The 18724-nt window shown below is 72.1% G+C and carries 19 protein-coding genes and 1 pseudogene; 9 read left to right on the top strand and 11 right to left on the bottom strand.

The window, feature by feature from the left end; all coding sequences use genetic code 11:
* Positions 1-353, bottom strand: a 353-nt coding sequence (locus ABZ914_RS26230) for a response regulator (RefSeq protein ID WP_500196425.1), incomplete at its 3' end; no start/stop codon positions are given.
* Between the two features lie 279 nt (positions 354-632).
* Here ABZ914_RS26230 and ABZ914_RS26225 point away from each other — a divergent pair.
* Entirely contained in the window at positions 633-1202 is a 570-nt protein-coding gene (locus ABZ914_RS26225; RefSeq protein WP_500196423.1) for a DoxX family membrane protein, read from the top strand.
* Positions 1203-1406: 204 nt separating this feature from the next.
* Here the strand turns inward: ABZ914_RS26225 and ABZ914_RS26220 are convergent, their stop codons facing one another.
* Positions 1407-1925, bottom strand: coding sequence for a DUF892 family protein (locus tag ABZ914_RS26220; protein WP_433234769.1), 519 nt, complete (start codon positions 1923-1925; stop codon positions 1407-1409).
* Positions 1926-2082: 157 nt separating this feature from the next.
* Positions 2083-3474: an MFS transporter gene (locus tag ABZ914_RS26215; protein WP_500196420.1), complete on the bottom strand. Its 1392-nt coding sequence runs from the start codon at positions 3472-3474 to the stop codon at positions 2083-2085.
* Between the two features lie 140 nt (positions 3475-3614).
* Between ABZ914_RS26215 and ABZ914_RS26210 the strand changes: the two genes are divergently transcribed.
* Both ABZ914_RS26210 and ABZ914_RS26205 read left to right on the top strand, forming a co-directional pair.
* On the top strand, positions 3615-4469 hold the full coding sequence (locus ABZ914_RS26210; RefSeq protein ID WP_387031553.1) for a helix-turn-helix domain-containing protein: 855 nt from the start codon (positions 3615-3617) through the stop codon (positions 4467-4469).
* A 176-nt stretch (positions 4470-4645) separates the two neighbouring features.
* On the top strand, positions 4646-5959 hold the full coding sequence (locus tag ABZ914_RS26205; protein ID WP_500196419.1) for an SGNH/GDSL hydrolase family protein: 1314 nt from the start codon (positions 4646-4648) through the stop codon (positions 5957-5959).
* 80 nt (positions 5960-6039) lie between these two features.
* Here ABZ914_RS26205 and ABZ914_RS26200 read toward each other — a convergent pair whose 3' ends face one another.
* Positions 6040-6657, bottom strand: a complete 618-nt coding sequence (locus ABZ914_RS26200) for a TetR/AcrR family transcriptional regulator (RefSeq protein ID WP_500196417.1) — start codon at positions 6655-6657, stop codon at positions 6040-6042.
* 117 nt (positions 6658-6774) lie between these two features.
* Here ABZ914_RS26200 and ABZ914_RS26195 point away from each other — a divergent pair, with 117 nt between their 5' ends.
* From ABZ914_RS26195 to ABZ914_RS26185, 3 genes are all read left to right on the top strand, one after another.
* A complete protein-coding gene (locus tag ABZ914_RS26195) occupies positions 6775-7509 on the top strand; it encodes a hypothetical protein (protein ID WP_500196415.1) in 735 nt (244 codons plus the stop codon).
* A gap of 218 nt (positions 7510-7727) precedes the next feature.
* On the top strand, positions 7728-8186 hold the full coding sequence (locus tag ABZ914_RS26190; protein ID WP_500196414.1) for a PaaI family thioesterase: 459 nt from the start codon (positions 7728-7730) through the stop codon (positions 8184-8186).
* A gap of 146 nt (positions 8187-8332) precedes the next feature.
* On the top strand, positions 8333-9109 hold the full coding sequence (locus ABZ914_RS26185) for a VOC family protein (RefSeq protein ID WP_500196413.1): 777 nt from the start codon (positions 8333-8335) through the stop codon (positions 9107-9109).
* A gap of 15 nt (positions 9110-9124) precedes the next feature.
* On the opposite strand, the gene ABZ914_RS26180 is transcribed toward ABZ914_RS26185, so the two are convergent.
* From ABZ914_RS26180 to ABZ914_RS26165, 4 genes are all read right to left on the bottom strand, one after another.
* Positions 9125-10384, bottom strand: coding sequence for a metal-dependent hydrolase family protein (locus ABZ914_RS26180; protein ID WP_500196412.1), 1260 nt, complete (start codon positions 10382-10384; stop codon positions 9125-9127).
* 47 nt (positions 10385-10431) lie between these two features.
* Entirely contained in the window at positions 10432-10761 is a 330-nt protein-coding gene (locus tag ABZ914_RS26175; RefSeq protein ID WP_500196411.1) for a hypothetical protein, read from the bottom strand.
* Between the two features lie 17 nt (positions 10762-10778).
* On the bottom strand, positions 10779-12068 hold the full coding sequence (locus ABZ914_RS26170) for an aromatic ring-hydroxylating oxygenase subunit alpha (protein WP_500196410.1): 1290 nt from the start codon (positions 12066-12068) through the stop codon (positions 10779-10781).
* Positions 12069-12159: 91 nt separating this feature from the next.
* Positions 12160-13122, bottom strand: a complete 963-nt coding sequence (locus ABZ914_RS26165; protein WP_500196408.1) for a cyclase family protein — start codon at positions 13120-13122, stop codon at positions 12160-12162.
* 218 nt (positions 13123-13340) lie between these two features.
* Here ABZ914_RS26165 and ABZ914_RS26160 point away from each other — a divergent pair, with 218 nt between their 5' ends.
* From ABZ914_RS26160 to ABZ914_RS26150, 3 genes are read left to right on the top strand one after another with little or no spacing between them, the layout of a single operon-like run.
* Entirely contained in the window at positions 13341-13784 is a 444-nt protein-coding gene (locus tag ABZ914_RS26160; RefSeq protein ID WP_500196407.1) for a nuclear transport factor 2 family protein, read from the top strand.
* Positions 13785-13793: 9 nt separating this feature from the next.
* Complete coding sequence (locus tag ABZ914_RS26155) at positions 13794-14924, top strand: acyl-CoA dehydrogenase family protein (RefSeq protein WP_500196405.1); 1131 nt, start codon at positions 13794-13796, stop codon at positions 14922-14924.
* A complete protein-coding gene (locus tag ABZ914_RS26150; RefSeq protein ID WP_500196404.1) occupies positions 14921-15898 on the top strand; it encodes an acyl-CoA dehydrogenase family protein in 978 nt (325 codons plus the stop codon). Before ABZ914_RS26155 ends, ABZ914_RS26150 begins: the two co-directional genes overlap by 4 nt.
* A 163-nt stretch (positions 15899-16061) precedes the next feature.
* Here ABZ914_RS26150 and ABZ914_RS26145 read toward each other — a convergent pair.
* The 3 genes and pseudogenes from ABZ914_RS26145 to ABZ914_RS26135 form a co-directional block, all read right to left on the bottom strand.
* A pseudogene (locus ABZ914_RS26145) lies at positions 16062-16757 on the bottom strand (enoyl-CoA hydratase/isomerase family protein); the annotation flags it as partial.
* Positions 16754-17884: an acyl-CoA dehydrogenase family protein gene (locus ABZ914_RS26140; protein ID WP_500196402.1), complete on the bottom strand. Its 1131-nt coding sequence runs from the start codon at positions 17882-17884 to the stop codon at positions 16754-16756. The pseudogene ABZ914_RS26145 and the gene ABZ914_RS26140, both read right to left, overlap by 4 nt.
* Positions 17871-18724 (bottom strand): acyl-CoA dehydrogenase family protein (locus ABZ914_RS26135; RefSeq protein WP_500196401.1); only part of this gene is annotated, 854 nt, incomplete at its 5' end. The genes ABZ914_RS26135 and ABZ914_RS26140, both read right to left, overlap by 14 nt.

The following is an 18724-nucleotide window of genomic DNA, read 5'->3' as shown; positions in this document are numbered from 1 at the left end:
TTGAGGACGTAGCCGGCGGCGCCGGCCATGACGGCGTCGAACAGGGCGTCCTCGTCGTCGAAGGAGGTGAGCATGAGGCAGGCGAGTTCGGGCATGCGGGAGCGGATGTCGCGGCAGACGCTGACGCCGTCGCCGTCGGGGAGGCGGACGTCCAGGACGGCGACATCGGGTCGGGCGGCGGGGATGCGGGCCAGGGCGTGTTCGGCGGTCGCGGCCTCGCCGACGATCTCGATGTCGTCCTCGGCGGACAGCAGCGCGGCGACCCCGCGGCGGACGACCTCGTGATCGTCCAGCAGGAACACCCGGATCGTCGTCGTGCCCCGCGGCGCGTTCTGGTCGTCCGACCCCGTCATAGTGATCGTTCCCTCGAGTCAGTGGTGATGACAGGCACGCTACCCGGCTGAAGGGCCGCCTCCCAGGCACCGGAAGTCCCGCGATCACCGGGACGAACGTCCCGCCGGCCGCCGAAGGTCCATCGCCGGAGAACAGAAATCCAGCGGCCGTGGAAACGGCCGGGAAGCGGGACCTAGGTCCCGCCGATCAACCGCCGAACGGTCCTACAGCGCGTGTTCGCCGAGGTGTTGAGTTCGGGGTGGAAAGAGAAAAGGCGATGCGATGGAAGGTGAGACGCGATGGCGGTCTCCGAGCACAAGATGAGCACCCGGCACGGGCACCGTCCGTTCGTGCGGGTGGTGACCCCCAAGCCGCTGACCGAGTCGCCCGCGGCCCGGTACGCCTGGGCGGTCGCGCGGCTGGCCCTCGGCTGGGTCTTCCTGTGGGCGTTCCTGGACAAGCTGTTCGGGCTGGGTCATGAGACCCCGGCCGCCAAGGCGTGGACCGAGGGCGGCAGCCCGACCGAGGGGTTCCTGAAGTTCTCGCCGAAGGGCCCGTTCGCCGGGTTCTACCACGACATCGCCGGCGCGGCCTGGGCCGACTGGCTGTTCATGATCGGGCTCGCCGGAGTCGGCGCCGCCCTGATCCTGGGGATCGGCATGCGGATCGCGGCGGCGGGCGGCGCGGCGCTGCTGGTCATGATGTGGTCGGCGGTCCTGCCCCCGGAGAACAACCTGTTCATGGACGACCACCTGATCTACGCGGTCGTGATCATCGGCCTGGCCCTGGTCAGCGCCGGCGACACCCTCGGCCTGGGCCGCTGGTGGGCCAAGATCCCCCTGGTCGAGCGCCTCCCGATCCTCAAGTGACCCGACAAGCGAAGACCGTCGAGAGGCGCTCACCCCGCGTGAGCGCCTCTCGACGTGGGCTTTCGGCCCCCACCGGGCGGCGCATGGCGGCGGCGCCCCGATGAAGACCACAACGTGGTCAAGAACGCGCAAGAAATGGTTGGTTCAGCTTTCAGGCCACGACATCTCGGATGCACGCGTACCGATGTTGCCGGGGCCTTCCCGTCACGGGTCGCTTCCGTGGTGCCGGGGGCGGCCGAAACCGTGCCCGCGGAGAGCGACCTCCAAGGCGAGATCCCAATTGCCGGACAGCTGGTCGGCTATCTCATGGCCGTCGTCGCACATCCCACCGGCGACCCGTGCGGTCTCCGGGTCCCCGGCGCGTTCGGCCAGGCGCCGCAGCAGCTCGCCCGCCGCGATCTGCAGATGCACGGCGGAGTAGGCGTCGCGCTGGTACTTCGCGGCACCCGCGCGGTGCCCCGGGCCGAACGCCGCTTCCGCGACCGACGCGAACAGCATCCCGGCGTCCTTCACGATGGACGGAGAGGCGCCATGGGCGTGCAGTCTCTCCTCGATCGCCCTGTTGTAGAAGTGGGCCCGCTCGGCGAAGTGGCCGAGCGGACGGCACAGCTCCGGCTCGTCCGCCACCGTCGTCAGGGCCTCGCTCAGCACCGCCTGCACGTGCTGCTCCAGCGCGTGCACGTCTTTGAGCGCGAAGACGAGTTGCCGGTCAAGGCCGGTCATCGGCGCCTCCTCATCGCTCGGTGCCGCCGGGACGGCGCTTTCCCCGTCCGGAGGCCGTTGACCAATTCGACGTGCCCGCCGGGATTCGCGTGCAAACACCACCGAACCCGCGGGCGATTTCTTTTGCGGAGAATCGATCGCCTTCCGTTTGGCGAGGTCATTTGACGTTCTTGGCGAGGGTGCGGTCGACGGCGGTGACGGCCAGGAGCGCCAGCGCGACGACCGTCAGGACGGCGGCGAGGTGGTGGAGCCCGGCGTCGGTGGCGCGGTGGCCGTAGGCGAGGCCGATCATGCCGGCGGACGTGATCGCCCCCAGGTACATGAACGTGCGGAGGAGCCCGGCGGCCGCACCGGTCTGCTCGGCGGGCGCCTGGGCGTACATGGCGGCCTGGTTGGTGACGATGTTGAGGCCGTTCTGCACGCCGAACACGACGCTGACGAGCAGCAGCGCCCACAGCGGGGTCCGGCGGTCGAGGAGGAGCAGGCCGCCGCAGCCGAGGCTCAGCGCCGCCGCTCCGGCGACCAGGGACGGCCAGACGCGGCGCCGGGCGGCGAACGCGGAGACGGCGGTGGCCACGACGAACGACGGCAGCATCAGCAGCCCCGCGGCCGACGCCGAGCGGCCAGTGGCCTGCTCCAGCCACAGCGTCCACCCGTAGACGAAGCAGTAGGTCACCAGCATCGTCACGCCATAGCGGACGTAGGTGGTGGTGAGCGCGCGATTGTGCGCCAGCATCCGCAGATCGATGAACGGCGCGCGGGCGCGCAGTTCCCAGGCGGTGAGCGCGGCCAGTAAGGCGAGGGACGCGACGAGCAGCCACCATCGAGGATCGCCCAGGTCCATCAGGAACACCAGCAGCGCCGTGAGCGCGGCGGTGAACAGCAGTACGCCGGCCGGATCGAGCGCGCGCCACAGCGGGGCGCCGGTGTCGCGCGGGCCGTCCTTGGGGAGCCAGGCCAGCGCGGCGGCCATGCCGGCGGCCGCGAGCGGGACGTTCACCAGGAACGTCATCCGCCAGCCGCCGGCGGCGATCAGCAGCCCGCCCAGCGGCGGGCCCACCGCCATGCTCACCTGCCCGGCGATGGCCAGGGCGCTGAGCACGCCGCCCGGGGTGCCGCCGTTCAGCCGCTCCGCCCGGCGGCGCACCATCGCCATCGCGGCCGGGTAGGCCGCCGAGGTCCCCAGCCCGATGACCACGCGGGCGACGACCAGCGCGGGCAGCGACCAGCCCAGGCAGCCGAGCAGCCCGCCCGCGCCGACCAGGGCCGTACCGGCGAGGTAGACGCGCCGGGGGCCGAGCCGGTCGGCTAGGCGGCCCATGGTGGGCTGCCCGACGGCGGTGGCCAGGTACAGCGCCGAGACGAGCCAGGTGGTCCGGTCGGCGCCGGCGCCGAACGCCTCCCCGATCGCCACCAGCGCGACGGCGATGACGGACGAGTTGATCGGGTTCAGCACCGAGCCGAGCGACACCGCGGTGACGAACCGTCCGCCGAAGACCGGCCGCTGCCCCGCTCCGCCAGAGGGCGGGACGACCTCTGTACTGACCATCAGGGCGGCTCCTAGGGAGAAGTTCGAAGCATCGAAGACGGATCCACGGTGCTCCCGGGCGCCTCCGGTGTTGAAGGCGGTGGTGTTCCTGGCAGTGACACGGCCACCCACGCGGAACGGGCGGCTGGCACACTGGGCGCGTGCCCTCCAGTAGCGCGCTCGGCGACTACCTGCGCGCCCGCCGCGCCCGGTTGCGCCCGACGGACGTGGGCCTGCCCGCCGGCCCGGGCCTGCGCCGCACCCCCGGCCTACGGCGAGAGGAGCTCGCCGCGTTGGCGGGGGTGAGCATCGACTACTACATCCGCCTGGAGCAGGGGAAAGAGACCAACCCCAGCCCGGCCGTCCTGGACGCGCTGGCGCGCGCGCTGCGGTTGGACGCCGAGGAGCAGGCGCACCTGCTCGCGCTCGCAGACCATGCCGCAGGACGCGTCCCGCCCGCCCGGTCCCCGGTTCCGGAACGTCCCGTCGTCCGCACCGGGGTGCTGCGGATGCTGGAGCAGCTCCGCCCGTGCCCCGCCTACGTCCTCAGCCGGACGAGCGACATCCTCGCCGCCAATCCCGAAGGGCTCGCGCTGTTCGCGGGAATGGACGAGTGGCCGCCGGAACGCCGCAACACCATCCGCTACGTCTTCCTGCATCCCGCCGCACGCAGCCTCCTCGCCGACTGGGACAAGGCGGCCAGCACGAGCGCCGCGCAACTGCGCAGCCTGACCGCCACCGACCCCGATGACCCGGCTCTGACCGCGCTCATAGACGAACTCAACGGCGCGGACCCCGAGTTCGCCGCGCTGTGGAAGCGGCACGACGTCCACGCCCGGCGCGGCGACCGCAAGACCTTCCATCACCCGCGCGTCGGCACCTTCACCCTCGACTTCGAGGTCCTCCACCTGGACGCCGACCGCCAGCGCATGTCGGTCTACCAGGCCGAACCGGGCACCCCCGACCACGACGCCATGGTCCTGCTCTCCCTCAGCACCAGCGACGCCCGAACCTGAGCCGGCGGCCCCGGCGGTGGTCACGTGCACGAACCCCGCCGTGCCGGTGCCTTCCCGGGTTCGCGGCGCGAGCGTGCGGCCGAGCGCGGGGTCCGCACGGGTAGGGGCAGCCATACCCGAAAGAGTGTTGCTCGCCGTGATGCGGGCGCAGGCCCCTGACCGGTGGGATCGACGGCATGGACCTTCCTCTCTCCGGAACCCGGCTCGTCAAGATCGCTGTGGCCGTACCGGTCGTCGCCGCGTTGGCGGCCGCCGGCATCGTGCACGCCCCGACGTCCCATCACGTGGTCTCCGCACGGTCGAACCAGGCCACCGCGGCGAACGCACGGTGGACGAGCGGCTGGGGCGCGGCCGCGCAGGCACCCGTCGCGGGCAACGAGGACTCCGGGCCGAACTGGTCGACGCGGGGGTTCGCCGACCAGACCCTGCGGCAGGTCGTGCGGGTCGGGATCGGCGGCACCCGGATCCGCGTCCGGCTGTCGAACGCCTTCGGGACGAGGCCGCTGCGGATCGCGGGCGCGACCGCCGGCAGATCCGCCGGGGGCGCCGTGGTGTGGCCCAAGACCATCGCCCCGGTCACCTTCTCCCATGCCGCGACGGCGGTGATCCCTCCCGGAAGGGAACTCGTCAGCGACCCGATCGCGCTGTCCACGTCACCGCTGGAACGCCTCGCGATCTCCCTGCGCCTCACCGCCCCGACCGGCCCCGCCACCTTCCACCGCTTCGCCCAGACCGATTCGTTCCTGGCGTCCGGCGGCCACCTGAACGACGTCGGCGCGGACGCCTACAAGGAGGCGACGTCCTCCTGGTACTACCTCACCGGCGTCGAGGTGGCGGGCGCACCGGCGCGCGGCTCGGTGGTCGTCTTCGGAGACTCCCTGGTCGACGGGGTCGGAGCCACCAAGGAAGCGGACGCCCGGTTCCCCGACGACCTCCAGGAACGGCTCATCGCCTCCCGCCGCCCGCTCGGCGTCGTCAACGCGGGCATCGGATCGAACAAGCTCCTGAACAGCTCGCCCTGCGGCGGCGAGAAGGGGACCACCCGGTTCGCCCGGGACGTCCTCGGCCGCCCCGGCGTCCGCACCGTGATCGTCCACCTGGGGGCGAACGACATCGGCGCACCGCAGGTGGACGATCCCTGCGTGCGCCCCAACCCCCAGGTGACCGCGCGGCAGCTGATCGACGGCCACCGGGCCCTGATCCGCGCCGCCCACGCCCACGGCGTCAAGGCCGTCGGCATGACGGTTCTCCCGATGAAGGGCGCCCTGTTCCCGTTGTGGACACCGAAGGCGGAGCAACTCCGCAAAGAGCTGAACCATTGGATCCGCACCAGCCATGAGTACGACGCCGTCATCGACGCCGACCGTGCGATGTCTGACCCGGCCGACCGGGAAATGCCCCGCCCCGGCTACGTCTTCATGGACGGTCTGCACCCCAACGACGCCGGCTACCAGGCCATAGCGAACGCGATCGACCTGGCGGCCCTGTGAGCGCCATATCGCCGGATCGCCCTTGGGGAGCCCCGCGGCGAGACCGGCCGCCCCGAAGACGAACGCCGTGCGGACGCGGCTCAGCCGGAATCGCGCGGCGGGACGAGCTCCTGCGGGATCAGCAGCCGCTCCATCAGCACATGCAGGTGCTCGCGGAAGGAGGCGACGACCTCGGGATCGTCCGGGCTCCGCATCCCCTTGGAGCGCTCGAGCACGCCCGATCCCAGATAGCCGTGCACGCACCAGACCATGGTGCCGAGCAGGTAGTAGGCGTTGACGTCCGGCGGCACCACATCGCGGATCTTGCGCGCGGCCATGGTCAGCAAGGGGCGCGCGTACCGATCCTCGAGTTCGGAGATGTCCGCGGCGTCCGCGACCCAGCGGTGCGCCCACAGCGCGCGGACCTGCGGATGCGTCAGATGGAAGTCCAGGTAGGCGTCGACGATCTGGTGCAGGGCCCGCTGCCCGGGCTCCGCGCGGGACACGATGGCCTCCATCATGCGGTGCTCGCTCTCGAACGCCTGGCGCGTCACCTCCAGGTAGACGGCGCGCTTGTCGCCCGCGACCTCGTTGATCGTCGTGGGGCTGGTGCCCAGGGCGTCCGCGATCAGGTGCAGGGAGACCCCGTCGTACCCCAGTTCGCCGAACAGCCGGGTCGCGACGTCGATGACCTGCTGGTGTGTGACGGGACTGGCCATATCGTCACGGTACGTAGAGGCGCCAAAAGCAGAGCGTCGCCACTGGTAAGGGTGGTGTCAAGTCGGGTGTCCGCCTTCCCTGCGCCCGGTGTTCGCGCAGGCCCTAGGGTCGGCGGGGTGTCCGAGCGATTCGACGTCATCGGCGAGGTGGCGGCCGCCTGCCGCGATCGCGCCCAGGCCTGGCGCTTCCTGCGCGGGTTCGCCGCCGCATGGTCGACCCCCCTCATAAGCGACGACGGCCGGTACCGGGACGAATTGGCCGCCGCCGAGCGACGGCTCGGGACGCCGTTGCCGGAGGCGCTGAAAGAAGCGCTCGCGCTGCTCGGCGGACGCGAGGACCTCACCAGCAACCAGGACTGCCTCCTCCGCCCTGACCAGCTGCACTACGACGAGACCGGCCGGGCCCTCGTCTGGCGGCTGGAGAACCAGGGCGTGGCCCAGTGGGGCGTTCCCGTCGAAGACCTCCGCCTGCCGGACCCGCCGGTGATCTTCCAGCTCGACGGCACCTACTCAGCGCCCGAACCATGGCGGCCGTTCCTCGACCGCTTCTCCGTCGCCTGCGTCGAGATGGTGCTGTACGAAGCCCTGTTCGGCTCCGACGGCGACGACCACGACAACCGGGAGGCCGGCGACGCCGATCCCGGCACCATCGAGCGCCGCTACACCCGCCTCGCCGTCCCCGACTACCCGATGTGGGCCGACCCCGAAGGCCCGCCGGTCCGCTGGTTCCACGGCCGCGACGCGCTGATCTGCGACCACGCCGGAGCCTGGATCTGGGTCCGGACGCGAACCCCCGAAGCGCTCCGAGCCGTGCGCGACGCCCTCCCCGGCGACTGGCACATGCAGCCCTGACCGACCCTCTCCACGGCGACGGTCATGCCCCCCAGGCCCCGGTGCGACTCCCTGGCAGCACCGGCCGCCGCCGGCAGTCCGCCGCCGGCAGTCCGCCGCCGGGACCGATACGACGACTCTCCGGGAGCTTGCGGGGCCAACCGGGGCGAACGGGCGGTAGCGTCCAAGATCGGTACGGGGGCACCAATGCCGGCTCGTGACGTCCGCCGAGGAGAACCTTGAAAGATCAGATGGAGCAGGACCAGGCCGACGCCGAGGTCCGGGCACGCATCCAGGCCAGTTTCGACCGCCAGGGACTGATGGGGCATCTCGGCGCCCGCCTGACCCACATCGGGCCGGGGCGCGTGAGCATCAGCCTGCCCGCCCGCCCCGAGGTGACCCAGCAGAACGGGTACTTCCACGCCGGAGCCACCAGCGCCATCGCCGACACCGCCGGCGGCTACGCGGCGTTCACGCTGTTCCCCGAGGGCACGTCCGTGCTGACCGTCGAGTACAAGATCAACCTTCTGGCGCCCGCCGAAGGGGAGCACATCGAGGCCGAGGGGACGGTCCTCAGGCCCGGACGGACGCTGACGGTGTGCCGGCTGGAGGTGTACGCGGTCCGCGACGAGCGGCGCAAGCTCGTCGCGGCCGGCCAGCAGACCCTGATCTGCGTGGAGGGACGGCCCGACCAGTGAGGCGCCGGACGCCCGGCCGGTGACCCGAGCCCGGTGAGGTCGGTTCGGGGCATCCTTTGTGGATCCGAAGGCAAGGCTGTCCGATCACATGACGCTGATGCGCCTAGCGTGACTGGCATGTGCGCTCTGACCCGGTGCGAACGCTCATGAGCCAGGACGTCCACGGCACGCAGTCGTGGATCGATCTGGGCAGCCCCGACCTTCAGGCTTCGAAGGCGTTCTACCGCGGCCTGTTCGGCTGGGGTTCCTACACGCTGACACTCGACGAGTTCGGCGACTACGAGATCTTCACCGAGCCCTCCTCCGACGAGGGGATCGCCGGGATCACGGCCTTGGCCGACGACACCCAGTCGCCGTCGTGGACCTGCACCTTCAGGGTCGACGACGTCGACGCGTGCGTGCGGACCGTCGAGGCGGCGGGCGGCCGGCTGCGCGTGGACCCCACCCAGGTCGACGGCCTGGCGCGGATAGCGCAGTTCGCGGATCCGCAGGGTGCGGAGTTCGGCGTCTGGCAGCCGGTGCGCTCCGGCGGGCAGGCCCCGATCGGCGAGCGTTCGGCCGCCCGCTTCGTCGAGCTGGCCTGCCGCGACGGCTCGGAGGAGCACTTCTACCGGCGGGTCTTCGGCTGGTCGATGACGGAGGCGGACGGTCGTTTCGCCACCCGCTGGACGGTCGGGGGCCGGCTCGTCGCGACCGCGGTCGCCGCGGACGGCGACGGGCCCGCCGCCCCCCTCCCGCAGTGGTCCCCGTACTTCGAGGTCGCCGACTGCGACGACGCCACCGCCCGGGCCGTGGAGCTCGGTGCCCGGATGAGGTCGGCGCCGGCCGACACCGACCTCGGCCGGTTCTCGGTTCTCACCGACCCGACGGGCGTGCGCTTCGCCGTCATCACCGCGGGCGGCTCGCAACCACCTCGCGCGTGACGGCCGGGCGGCCGCTCAGCCCGGCTCGGCGTCGTGGCGGAAGACCTCGCCGCCCTTCATGACGAACCGGACGTCCTCGATCACGCCGATGTCGGAGAGCGGGTCGCCGGGGACGGCGATGACATCGGCGAGGAGGCCGCCCTCCAGGCGGCCGCGGTCGGCGGCGTCGATGAGGTCGGCGGCGACCGTGGTCGCGGCGCGGAGCGCCTGGAGCGGCGTCATGCCGCGCTCGACCAGCGCGAGCAGCTCCTTGGCGTTCCTGCCGTGCGGGATCGCGGGGGCGTCGGTGCCGCAGGCGACCTTGACGCCCTTGGCGATGGCCTTGCTGATCGTCGCCCTGGACCGCGGGAACACCTCGGCCGCCTTCGCCTGCAGTTCGGGGGCGGCCCGGGACACGTCCATCCCGTCGGCGAGGTAGGTGGTCGCCACCAGGAAGGTGCCGCGCTCGACCATCAGGTCGAGGGTGGCGTCGCTCGCGAGGGAGCCGTGCTCGATGCAGTCGATGCCCGCCTCGATCGCGTTGCGGATGGCGCCGTCGCCCATGCAGTGGGCCGCGACCTTGAGGCCGGCGCGGTGGGCCTCGTCGGCGATCGCGCGGAGCTCCTCGTCGGAGTACTGCTGCGCGCCGGCGGGACCGGTGTGCGACATGACCCCGTTCGACGCGCAGACCTTGATGACCCGCGCCCCGTGCTTGATCTGGTAGCGGACCGCCTTGCGGACCTCGGCGACGCCGTTGGCGATCCCCTCCTCGACGGTGAGCGGCATGATGTGCGGGGCGAACGCCTGGAACATCGTCGGATCGAGATGGCCGCCCGTCGGGGTGATGGCGTGCCCGGCGGGCACCACCCGGGGGCCGTCGATCCAGCCGAGATCGACGGCCTTCTTCAGGGCGACGTCGAGGAGGAGCCCGCCGGTCTGCACGAAGAGGCCGAGGTTGCGCACCGTCGTGAACCCCGCCCGCAGGGTCCGCCGGGCGTTCGTGACGGCCCGCAGCGTGCGGACGGCGGGGTCGTCCTGCACCGGGTTCAGCGGGCTGCGGTGGTCCGGCCCGCCGAGCAGCAGGTTGACCTCCATGTCCATGAGGCCCGGCAGCAGCGTCACGTCGCCGAGGTCGATCCGGACGGCGTCGTCGGGCACCGAGACCGGCGCCACCTCGGCGATGCGCTCGTCCACGACCAGCAACGAGCCCGGTTCGATGAGCTCGCCCTTGTCGATGTCGAGCAGCCGGGCGGCCCGCAGGTGGATCGGCGGCCGCGGCCTTCTCTCACGTGGCATTCTCGTTCCTTCGACGTCGCTGGCGGAGGGACCGGACGCGGGCCCGGTCAGACGGCGGGTTCGACGACGGCGTCGATGCTCGACGCGCCGCTGTCGGGGACGCGCGGCTGGCTCCACGCCTCGACGGGGAACGCGACGGTGACCAGCGCGCAGAACAGCCACAGCAGGTGCTTGTCCTCGTCGGAGATGCCGTCCAGCTCGACCTGCTCGAGGTAGGAGGTGGCGCCCTCCAGGCGCGGGAACGCGGCGTCGTAGAACGCCTGCAGCTCGTCCATGGTGCTGGCGATCCGCTTGGCGTAGCGCTCGCGTTCCGTCGGGAGCGCCCAGCCGGCGAACGGCTCCAGGTCGGCGAAGTCGGAGGGGAAGGTGGTGGCCATGGGGATGTCTCCTCAGATCAGGACGTGGTCGATGCGGCCGGCGCCTTGGACCGCTCTCGCTGGTGGTCGCGCACGTACTGATTCGCGGTGTTGTGCAGGTGCCGCAGGAGCACTTCCTGGTCGTTGAGCGGGAAGTCGGTCACGGTCCTGGATTCGAGCATCGTCTGGGTGGCCTCGAGGGTGTTGCCGTCCTGCAGGCCGTATTCCTTGAACGAGACGACCGCGAGTTCCTGCTGCAGCCGCTGGAACGCGTTCTTCGGCGGGACGAAATAGGCCGTGCCCTCGAAGATGTGGGTGTTGTAGGACGTCGGCCAGTAGTGGTAGGTGAGGACCCAGTTCGGCCGCCAGATCAGCAGCATGAAATTGGGGAAGAAGACGAACGAGTCCATGCCCCAGTGGGGGTGCCGGGACGGGTTCACGGCCGGCGGCCATTCCGCCAGGCCGATGTCGGGGGCGTCCCAGGGGCCGAAGAGTCCGCTGCGCAGCGCCCGCTCGATCGGCTTGACCATCTTCTGGTCGTGCGGCGGCGCGATCCCGCCCCAGGACGACACCATTCCGTGGGGGCCGTCCACGTCGTAGGCGATGGCCTCGTAACCGTACTTCTTGATCTTCTGGGCCTCTTCGGGCATGTACTGGCCCGCGTGCAGGATCGGCGCGTGGTAGAACTCGGCGAACGCGTCGATGAACAGCTTCCAGTTGCTGCCGATCTCGGCCCGGTACTTGTGGACCTGCGTCAGCTTGTCGAAGGGGTAGCCTTCGAGGCCCTTTCCGTACTTGCCCAGGTATTCGCGCAGCGGCGTGCTGTTGTCGCGGTCGAGGTTCACGAAGATGAACCCCTCCCACACCTCCGCCTGGACGCCGACCAGTCCGTACTCCGACTTGTCGAGGTCGAAGAACTCGCCCTCCTGCTGGACGAAGGTCAGCTTGCCTTCGAGGTCGTAGCGCCAGGCGTGGTACTTGCACGTGAACTGGCGGCAGACGCCGCTCGTCTCCTCGCGCGGGTAGTCGTTCCACACCAGCTTGTTGCCGCGGTGGCGGCAGATGTTGTGAAAGGCGCGGACCTCGCCGTCCATGCCGCGGACGACGACGACCGAGGTGCGGGCGGCGTCCAGTTCCTTGGTGAAGTAGCTGCCCTTCCTCGGCAGCTGCTCCACGCGGCCGACGTTCAGCCACGTGCGCCGGAAGATGGCGTCGCGCTCCAGCTCGTAGTGCTCCGGCGAGATGGAGTCCGCGTAGGAGAGCGGCCCTTTGTCGATCTTGTGGTGCTCGGTCCAACTGCCCTCGTCGGGCTTGGGGAAGTGCGCCATGTGGTCTGCCTCTCCGATCGGTCGTCGCGGCGATGGTAGCAAGGATCTCAAAAAATGAGAAGCTCATTCTCGCTCGGTGCCGGCGAGGTGATCACTTGATCGCGACGGGGTTGACCGGGGACCCGACGCCGCCCGGGACGTTCAGCGGCGACGCGACGAACATGCACTCGTGCACCCCGTCCTCCGCGCAGTCCTCGGCGAGCCGCTCGAAGTCGAAGAGCTCGCCGAGGAGCAGGCCCATGTCGCGGATCGCGAGCATGTGGAACGGGATCATCGGGCCGCCGGCGTTCGCGCCGAGGGCCTCGACGGCGAAGTTGTCGGCGCAGACGGCCGCGATCTCGTGGTCGCGGATCCAGCGGGCGCACTCCCATGTGAGGCCGGGGGAGCCGCCCAGGCCGACGTCGGCGCCGCGCCGGTGCCGGGGGTAGGTGCCGGTGCGCAGGAGGAGCACGTCCCCCGAGCGGGGGCGCAGCCCGGCCGCGTCGAACGCGGCGTCCAGGTCGGCCGGTCCGATCCGCGTCCCGGGCTCCAGGTACGGGACGCCGAGGCGGCGGGGGAAGTCGAGCAGCACGCCCCGCGACACCACGCCGGCCGCGAGGTTCTGGATCGAGCAGCGCTCGGCGCCCCACGCGGTGACCGCGGTGTCGTGGTGGTGGCCGTTGTAGAGGAGGTCGTCGTACCAGAGGTGGGCGAGGGCGTCGAAGTGCGTCGACGAGTGCGTCCCGAGGATCAGCATGTCCTCGGACGAGCCGAAGTCCCCGAACTCGCCGCGCGGGTCGTCGCCGCGGTACCGGGTCATCGTGTGGATCGGGTTGAAGCGCCCGCTGCCGGGGGAGGCGTAGGGCCCGGTCTCGTCGGCGGGCACCGAGAGGCCGAAGGTGACGCCCCGCCGCACGGTCGCGGCCGCCGCGCTCACGCGGGCGGGCGTGATCAGGTTCAGGGTGCCCCGCTGGTCGTCGTCGCCCCAGCGGCCCCAGTTGCTCAGCTCGCGCCCGAGCGACCGGACGCCTTCCATGTCGATCAGCGGCATCGGCCGGCCTCCCGCGAGGGTCACGAGAATCACATTCTCATTTCGGAGTATAGTGATTCCACTGTTCGGACGGCGTCAAGGCGCGGGGCGGCGAGATGCCGTGCGCGCGACCGGGGGTGATGAGCACCCCAAGGGAGGCAAGACTGGTTTTGACGTCGAAGTCGAGTTACGATCCTGCCTGCCGGCGCTCCGCGTCCCGGGACGCGGGCCGGCCCCTCACCCGACGCCCAGGAGGTCGAAGCGTGGACGGTTCGCGCGTCGCCGACATCATCGAGATCGAGCAGATGCTCGCGCGCTACGCGGTCGGCATGACGAAGGACGACGTGGACGCGGTCGTAGCCGTGTTCACCCCGGACGGCTCCTACAGCGCCTTCGGGGAGAGGTACGGTGTGGACGACTTTCCCGAGCTGGTCGCGGCGGCGCCCAAGGGCGTGTTCTCGGTGAGCACCCCGGCCATCGCGTTCGACGGGGACGACTCGGCCAGCGGCGAGCAGCCGCTGTGCTTCGTGGCCCAGGCCGACCACTCGATGCGCATCGGCTACTACACCGACACCTATACCCGCACCTCGGACGGGTGGAGGCTGCGGACCAGGGCGATGACGTTCCTGCGCCGCAGCGGCGCCCGCGACTCCGGGCGCGCCCACGATCCGCGGCGTCCGGCGCCGAAGCGGAAGTCCGCGGGCTGACCGCGCCCGATGGATCTTCAGGAGTTCCGCGCCGGCCTGGACGCGTGGCTCGACGAGCACGAGCCGGAGCTCACCGCAGGCTTCGGGCCTGACGTCACGTTCGACGCGGAGATGCGGCACCTTTCCAAGGTCAAGCGCATGACCTACGACGCGGGCTGGATGCGCCGGGGCTGGCCCGAGCGGGTCGGCGGCCTCGGCGGCTCCACGCTGATGCGCGCCTACCTCGGCGAGGCGCTGGCGTCCCGCGACATGATCGAGCCGGGCATCTACTCGATGACCGAGGTGCTGGCCCCGACGATGATCGAGTTCGCCCGGCCGGAGCTGGCGGCGGAGATGGTGCCGCGGCTGCTGCGCGGGGACGAGACCTGGTGCCAGGGCTTCTCCGAGCCGAGCACCGGCAGCAACCTCGGCTCGCTGGCCTGCCGGGCCCGCCGCGACGGGGACGGCTGGCGGGTCTCCGGCCAGAAGGTGTGGACGAGCCTCGCCCAGTACGCGCACCGCTGCGTCCTGCTGACCCGGACGGGCCCGCGCGAGTCGGGCAGCCGGGGCATCACGGCGCTGTTCGTGGACATGGACTCGCCCGGGATCACGGTCCGGCCGATCCGCGCGATGCACGGCCGCGACGAGTTCTGCGAGGTGTTCTTCGACGACGTGCGCGTCCCGGGCGACCGGACGCTCGGCGAGGTCGACGGCGGCTGGGCCATCGCGATGGACCTGCTGCCCTACGAGCGGAGCACCTCGCTGTGGCACCGGAGCGCCTACCTGCGGCAGCGGCTCGGGCGGCTGCTCGCCACCGCGCCGGAGGGCGCGCTCGACCCCGGCGACCTCGGCGAGGTCGTCCAGATGGCGTTCGCCTTCCACGCGCGTTCGCGCTCGACGCAGCACCGGATGGCGCGGGGGGAGCGGCTGGGGCCGGAGACCTCGATCGACAAGGTGCTGCTCGCGACCACCGAGCAGGCGGTGTTCGACCTGGTCGCGGACGTGGTCCCGGCGGACATCGCGATCGGGGACGGTCCGGACGGCGACCGCTGGCGCACCGAGTTCCTGTACTCGCGGGCGGCGACGATCTACGGCGGCAGCGCCGAGATCCAGCGCGACATCATCGCGCGCCGCCTTCTCGACCTGAGGGGCGACCGATGATGGACGCCGAGACCGCCGGGCTGCTGGCGGAGAGCCTCGAGCGGGCGTTCCGGAACGAGACCGTGAAGGCGGTGGAGGCGGCGCTGGACGACGTCGGCTGGCGCGAGGCCCTGGAGGAGGAGGGCGCCGCCGTCATTGCGCTGCTGTTCGCGCGCCAGGGCGCGGCGAACGCGGCGTCCGGCGCGCTGGACGATCTGCTGACGTCCGCGCTGGGACTGCCGGCCGGTCCGGGCACCGCGTTCGTCCTGCCCGAGTTCGGGACCCATGCCCCGCCGGGTTCCGTCCGGGACGGTCGCCTCGCGGTGCGCGGCCTCGCCGGACCGAGGATGGCCGCCGCGGACCGCGCCGTCGTCCTCGCGGAGCGGCCGGACGGCGGGCTGGACGCGGTCGTCGCCGACACCGGCGAGATCGAGGTCCGGCAGGTCGGCGGCGTCGATCCGCGGCTGGGACTGGTCGCGGTCGGCGGGCGGGACGCCTCCGTCACCGGCACGACCCGGATCGCGCCCGCGGCCTGGGACGGCGCGCTGGCGTCCGGCCGGATCGCGCTCGCGCACGAGCTGATCGGCGCGAGCCGGACGATGCTCCGCCTGGCGCGCGAGCACGCCGTGACCCGCGTCCAGTTCGGCAAGCCGATCGGAGCGTTCCAGGCCGTCCGGCACCGGCTGGCCGAGTGCCTGGTCGCGATCGAGGGCGCCGAAGCCGCCGCCACCGCCGCGGCCGGGGCGGACGGCGAGGCGTCCCCGCTGCTCGCGGGGATGGCCAAGGCCGTGGCCGGACGCAACGCGCGGACGGTGGCCCGCCATTGCCAGCAGGTCCTGGCGGGTGTGGGATTCACCGACGAGCACGACTTCCACCGCTACTTCCGGCGGGTCCTGACCCTCGACGGCCTTCTCGGCGACGCGCGGACGCTGACCCGCGCGCTCGGAGAGGAGCTGCTCCGCGAGCGGCGCCTGCCGGCCGCACCGCCCCTCTGACACAACGCTGAGACGACCGCCGGTGGCGCGGGGGCGGTCGCCCCGCGCCCTCGGGGGGGCCCGGGGACGTCTTGCGGCTGGTCAACAGGCTGTCCAGGGTCGCCCGGAGCTCCGGCGACAGGAAGGAGCGGTCCTCGGCGGCGATCGCGAAGTCGAGCGTGGCGAGGACGGCGCGTTCCAGGTGCAGGTTGAGGACGCGCTTGGTGTCCTCCAGCGTCCGCCGGGGGAGCGCCGCCAGCCTGCGGGCGCACGCCATCGCCGTGTCCATCACCTCGCCGTCGGCGCAGACGTGGTTGGCCAGGCCGATCTCGGCGGCCCGGCGGGCGCTGATGCGCTCACCGGTCAGCGCGTACTCCTTGGCGAGCTGCAGGCTCGTCAGCAGCGGCCAGGTCACCGGGCCGCCGTCGGCGGCCACGAGCCCCACCATGACGTGCGGGTCGGCGAGGTGGGCGCTCTCCGCGATGTACACGATGTCGGACAGCGCGGCCAGGCTGCATCCCAGCCCGACGGCGGGGCCGTTGACGGCCGCGACGATCGGCAGCCGGCACTGCACCATCCCGGTGACGATGCGGCGCGCGGCGACGAGGGTCTGCCGCCGGAGAGCGTCGTCCTTGGTCAGCTCGTCCAGGTAGGTGAAGTCGCCGCCCGCCGAGAACGCGCGTCCCGCGCCGGTCAGCACGACCGCGCGGGCCTCCTCGTCCGCGTCGAGGCACGGGAACAGGTCGGCGAGGGCCTCGTGGAGGACGTGGTTGGTGGCGTTCAGGGCGCCGGGGCGGTTGAGCGTCACGATCCTGATCGGCCCGTCGGCGGTCACCTGGACCTCCGGGGGCAGGCCGTAGCCGACCGCGGACCCGCTCATGCGACCGGGAGCCCGAGAATCCGCGTCGCCACCAGGTTGCGCTGGATCTGCGACGTCCCGCCCATGATGCTCTGCGCCCGGCTGTAGAGGTACATCCTCAGCCACGTGTCCTCCTCGATGCCGCCGGTGAGGTTGCTCATGCCGAGTGCGGCGTGCCCGACGGCCTGTTCGACACGCGTCATCAGCAGCTTGTCCACCGAGCCCTCGGGTCCGTGCGAGATCCCGTCCAGCCGGTCCGAGAGCCGCCGGCACACGTGCAGCCGCAGCATCTCGGCCTCGATCACCGCCCAGGTGACGTCGCGCACGTGCTCCTCGGTGGACCGGCCGGCCTCGGTGCGCAGGCGGTCCACGAGCTCGTTGACCGCCTTGCTGTAGCGGGCGACGTAGCCCAGCTCGCCCGGCTCCCGCTCGTGGCTGACCACGGTCATCGCCAGCCGCCATCCCTCGCCCGGCGCCCCGATCATGTCGGACGCCTTCGCGATCGCGCCGTCGAACAGGACCTCGCCGAACTCGCGGGTGACCCCATTGATCATCTTGAGCGGCCGCTGCTCGATGCCCGGCTGGTCCATCCGGACGGCGAACGCCGACAGCCCCCGGTGCTTGGGCACGCCGGGATCGGTCCGCGCGAGCACCAGGCACCAGTCGGCCTCGTCGGAGTAGCTGGTCCACACCTTGTGGCCGCTGATCAGGTACTCGTCGCCCTCCCGGACGGCGCGGGTGCGCAGTGACGCCAGGTCGGAGCCCGCGTCCGGCTCGCTGAACCCCTGGCACCAGCGCTCGCGCCCGCTGACGAGGCCGGGCAGGAAGCGCTTGCGCACGTCCTCGCCGGCGTGCCGCAGCATTCCCTGCACCAGGTAGCCGAGGCTCGGGCGCGGCGGCGCCCCGGCCAGCGCCAGCTCCTCGTCGAGGATCGCGTCGTACACGGTCGGCAGCCCCTGGCCGCCGACCTCCTCCGGCCACGACAGCCCGAAGAAGCCGGCGTCGTAGAGGGCTCGGTGCCAGGGCGCCTGCCCGTCCCAGTACGCGTCGGCCGTCGACGACTGCGGCAGCTTCGGGTTGTGCTCGGCCAGCCACGCCCGCAGCCGCGCGCGGAACGCGGCCTCCTCCGGGGAGTCAGCGAAGTCCATCGTGCCCGCCTCCGATCTTGTGGTGCGCGGCGACGCGCGCCAGGTTCGCGCCGACGTCGCCGAGCAGCTGCGCCGACAACAGCGCCCGCCGCAGGTGGACGTGGGCGAGGCACTCCCACGTCATGCCGATGCCTCCGTGCACCTGGACGGCGGTCTCGCACACGTCGCGGGCGGCGCGCGCGCAGTACGCCTTCGCGACCGCGGCGGCGGCGAGCGCCTCGCCGGACGGGAGGGCGTCGGCCGCCCATGCCGCGTGGCGGGTGACGCTGCTCGATCCCTCGACCGAGACGAACGCGTCCGCCAGCATGTGCTGGACGCTCTGGAAGGTGCCGATGAGCGCCTCGTACTGGCGCCGGACGCCCGCGTAGGCGCGGGCCAGGTCGATCGCGCCGCGCATCGTCCCGACGAGATCGGCGCAGGTCAGGGCGAGGGCGAACGCCGACCACGCCTCGATGTCCTCGGCGCTGAGCGGGCCCCCGGCCGGGATCCGCCCGGCCGTCGCCTCCTCGACCGCCGCCGCCGGACGGGTGAGGTCGCGCCCGGGCGACGCGCCCGTCACCGGGACGCTGACGAGCTCGTGACCGTGTCCGGAGCGGACGAGCGCCAGGGCGGCCGTGGCGCCCCGGGCGTCGATCGCGACACCGGAGCAGCGCGCCCGCTCGTCCTCCAGCACGACCAGGCCGGAGAGGTCCGGGCGCAGCAGGACCGTCTCGGGGGCCGCGGCGGGCCCGGCGCCCGCGCGCCGCCGCAGCTCGGTGGCCAGCGTCGGCCCCAGGAAGGCGGTGTCGGCCGGGCCGCGGCCGAGCTCCTCGGCCACGATCGCGGCCTCGACGGCGGAGG

The organism is Spirillospora sp. NPDC046719 (genome assembly GCF_040645715.1).
Lineage (GTDB): Bacteria > Actinomycetota > Actinomycetes > Streptosporangiales > Streptosporangiaceae > Spirillospora.
Note: the sequence above shows the minus strand (reverse complement) of the source record. Positions and strands in the feature narration are given on the sequence as shown.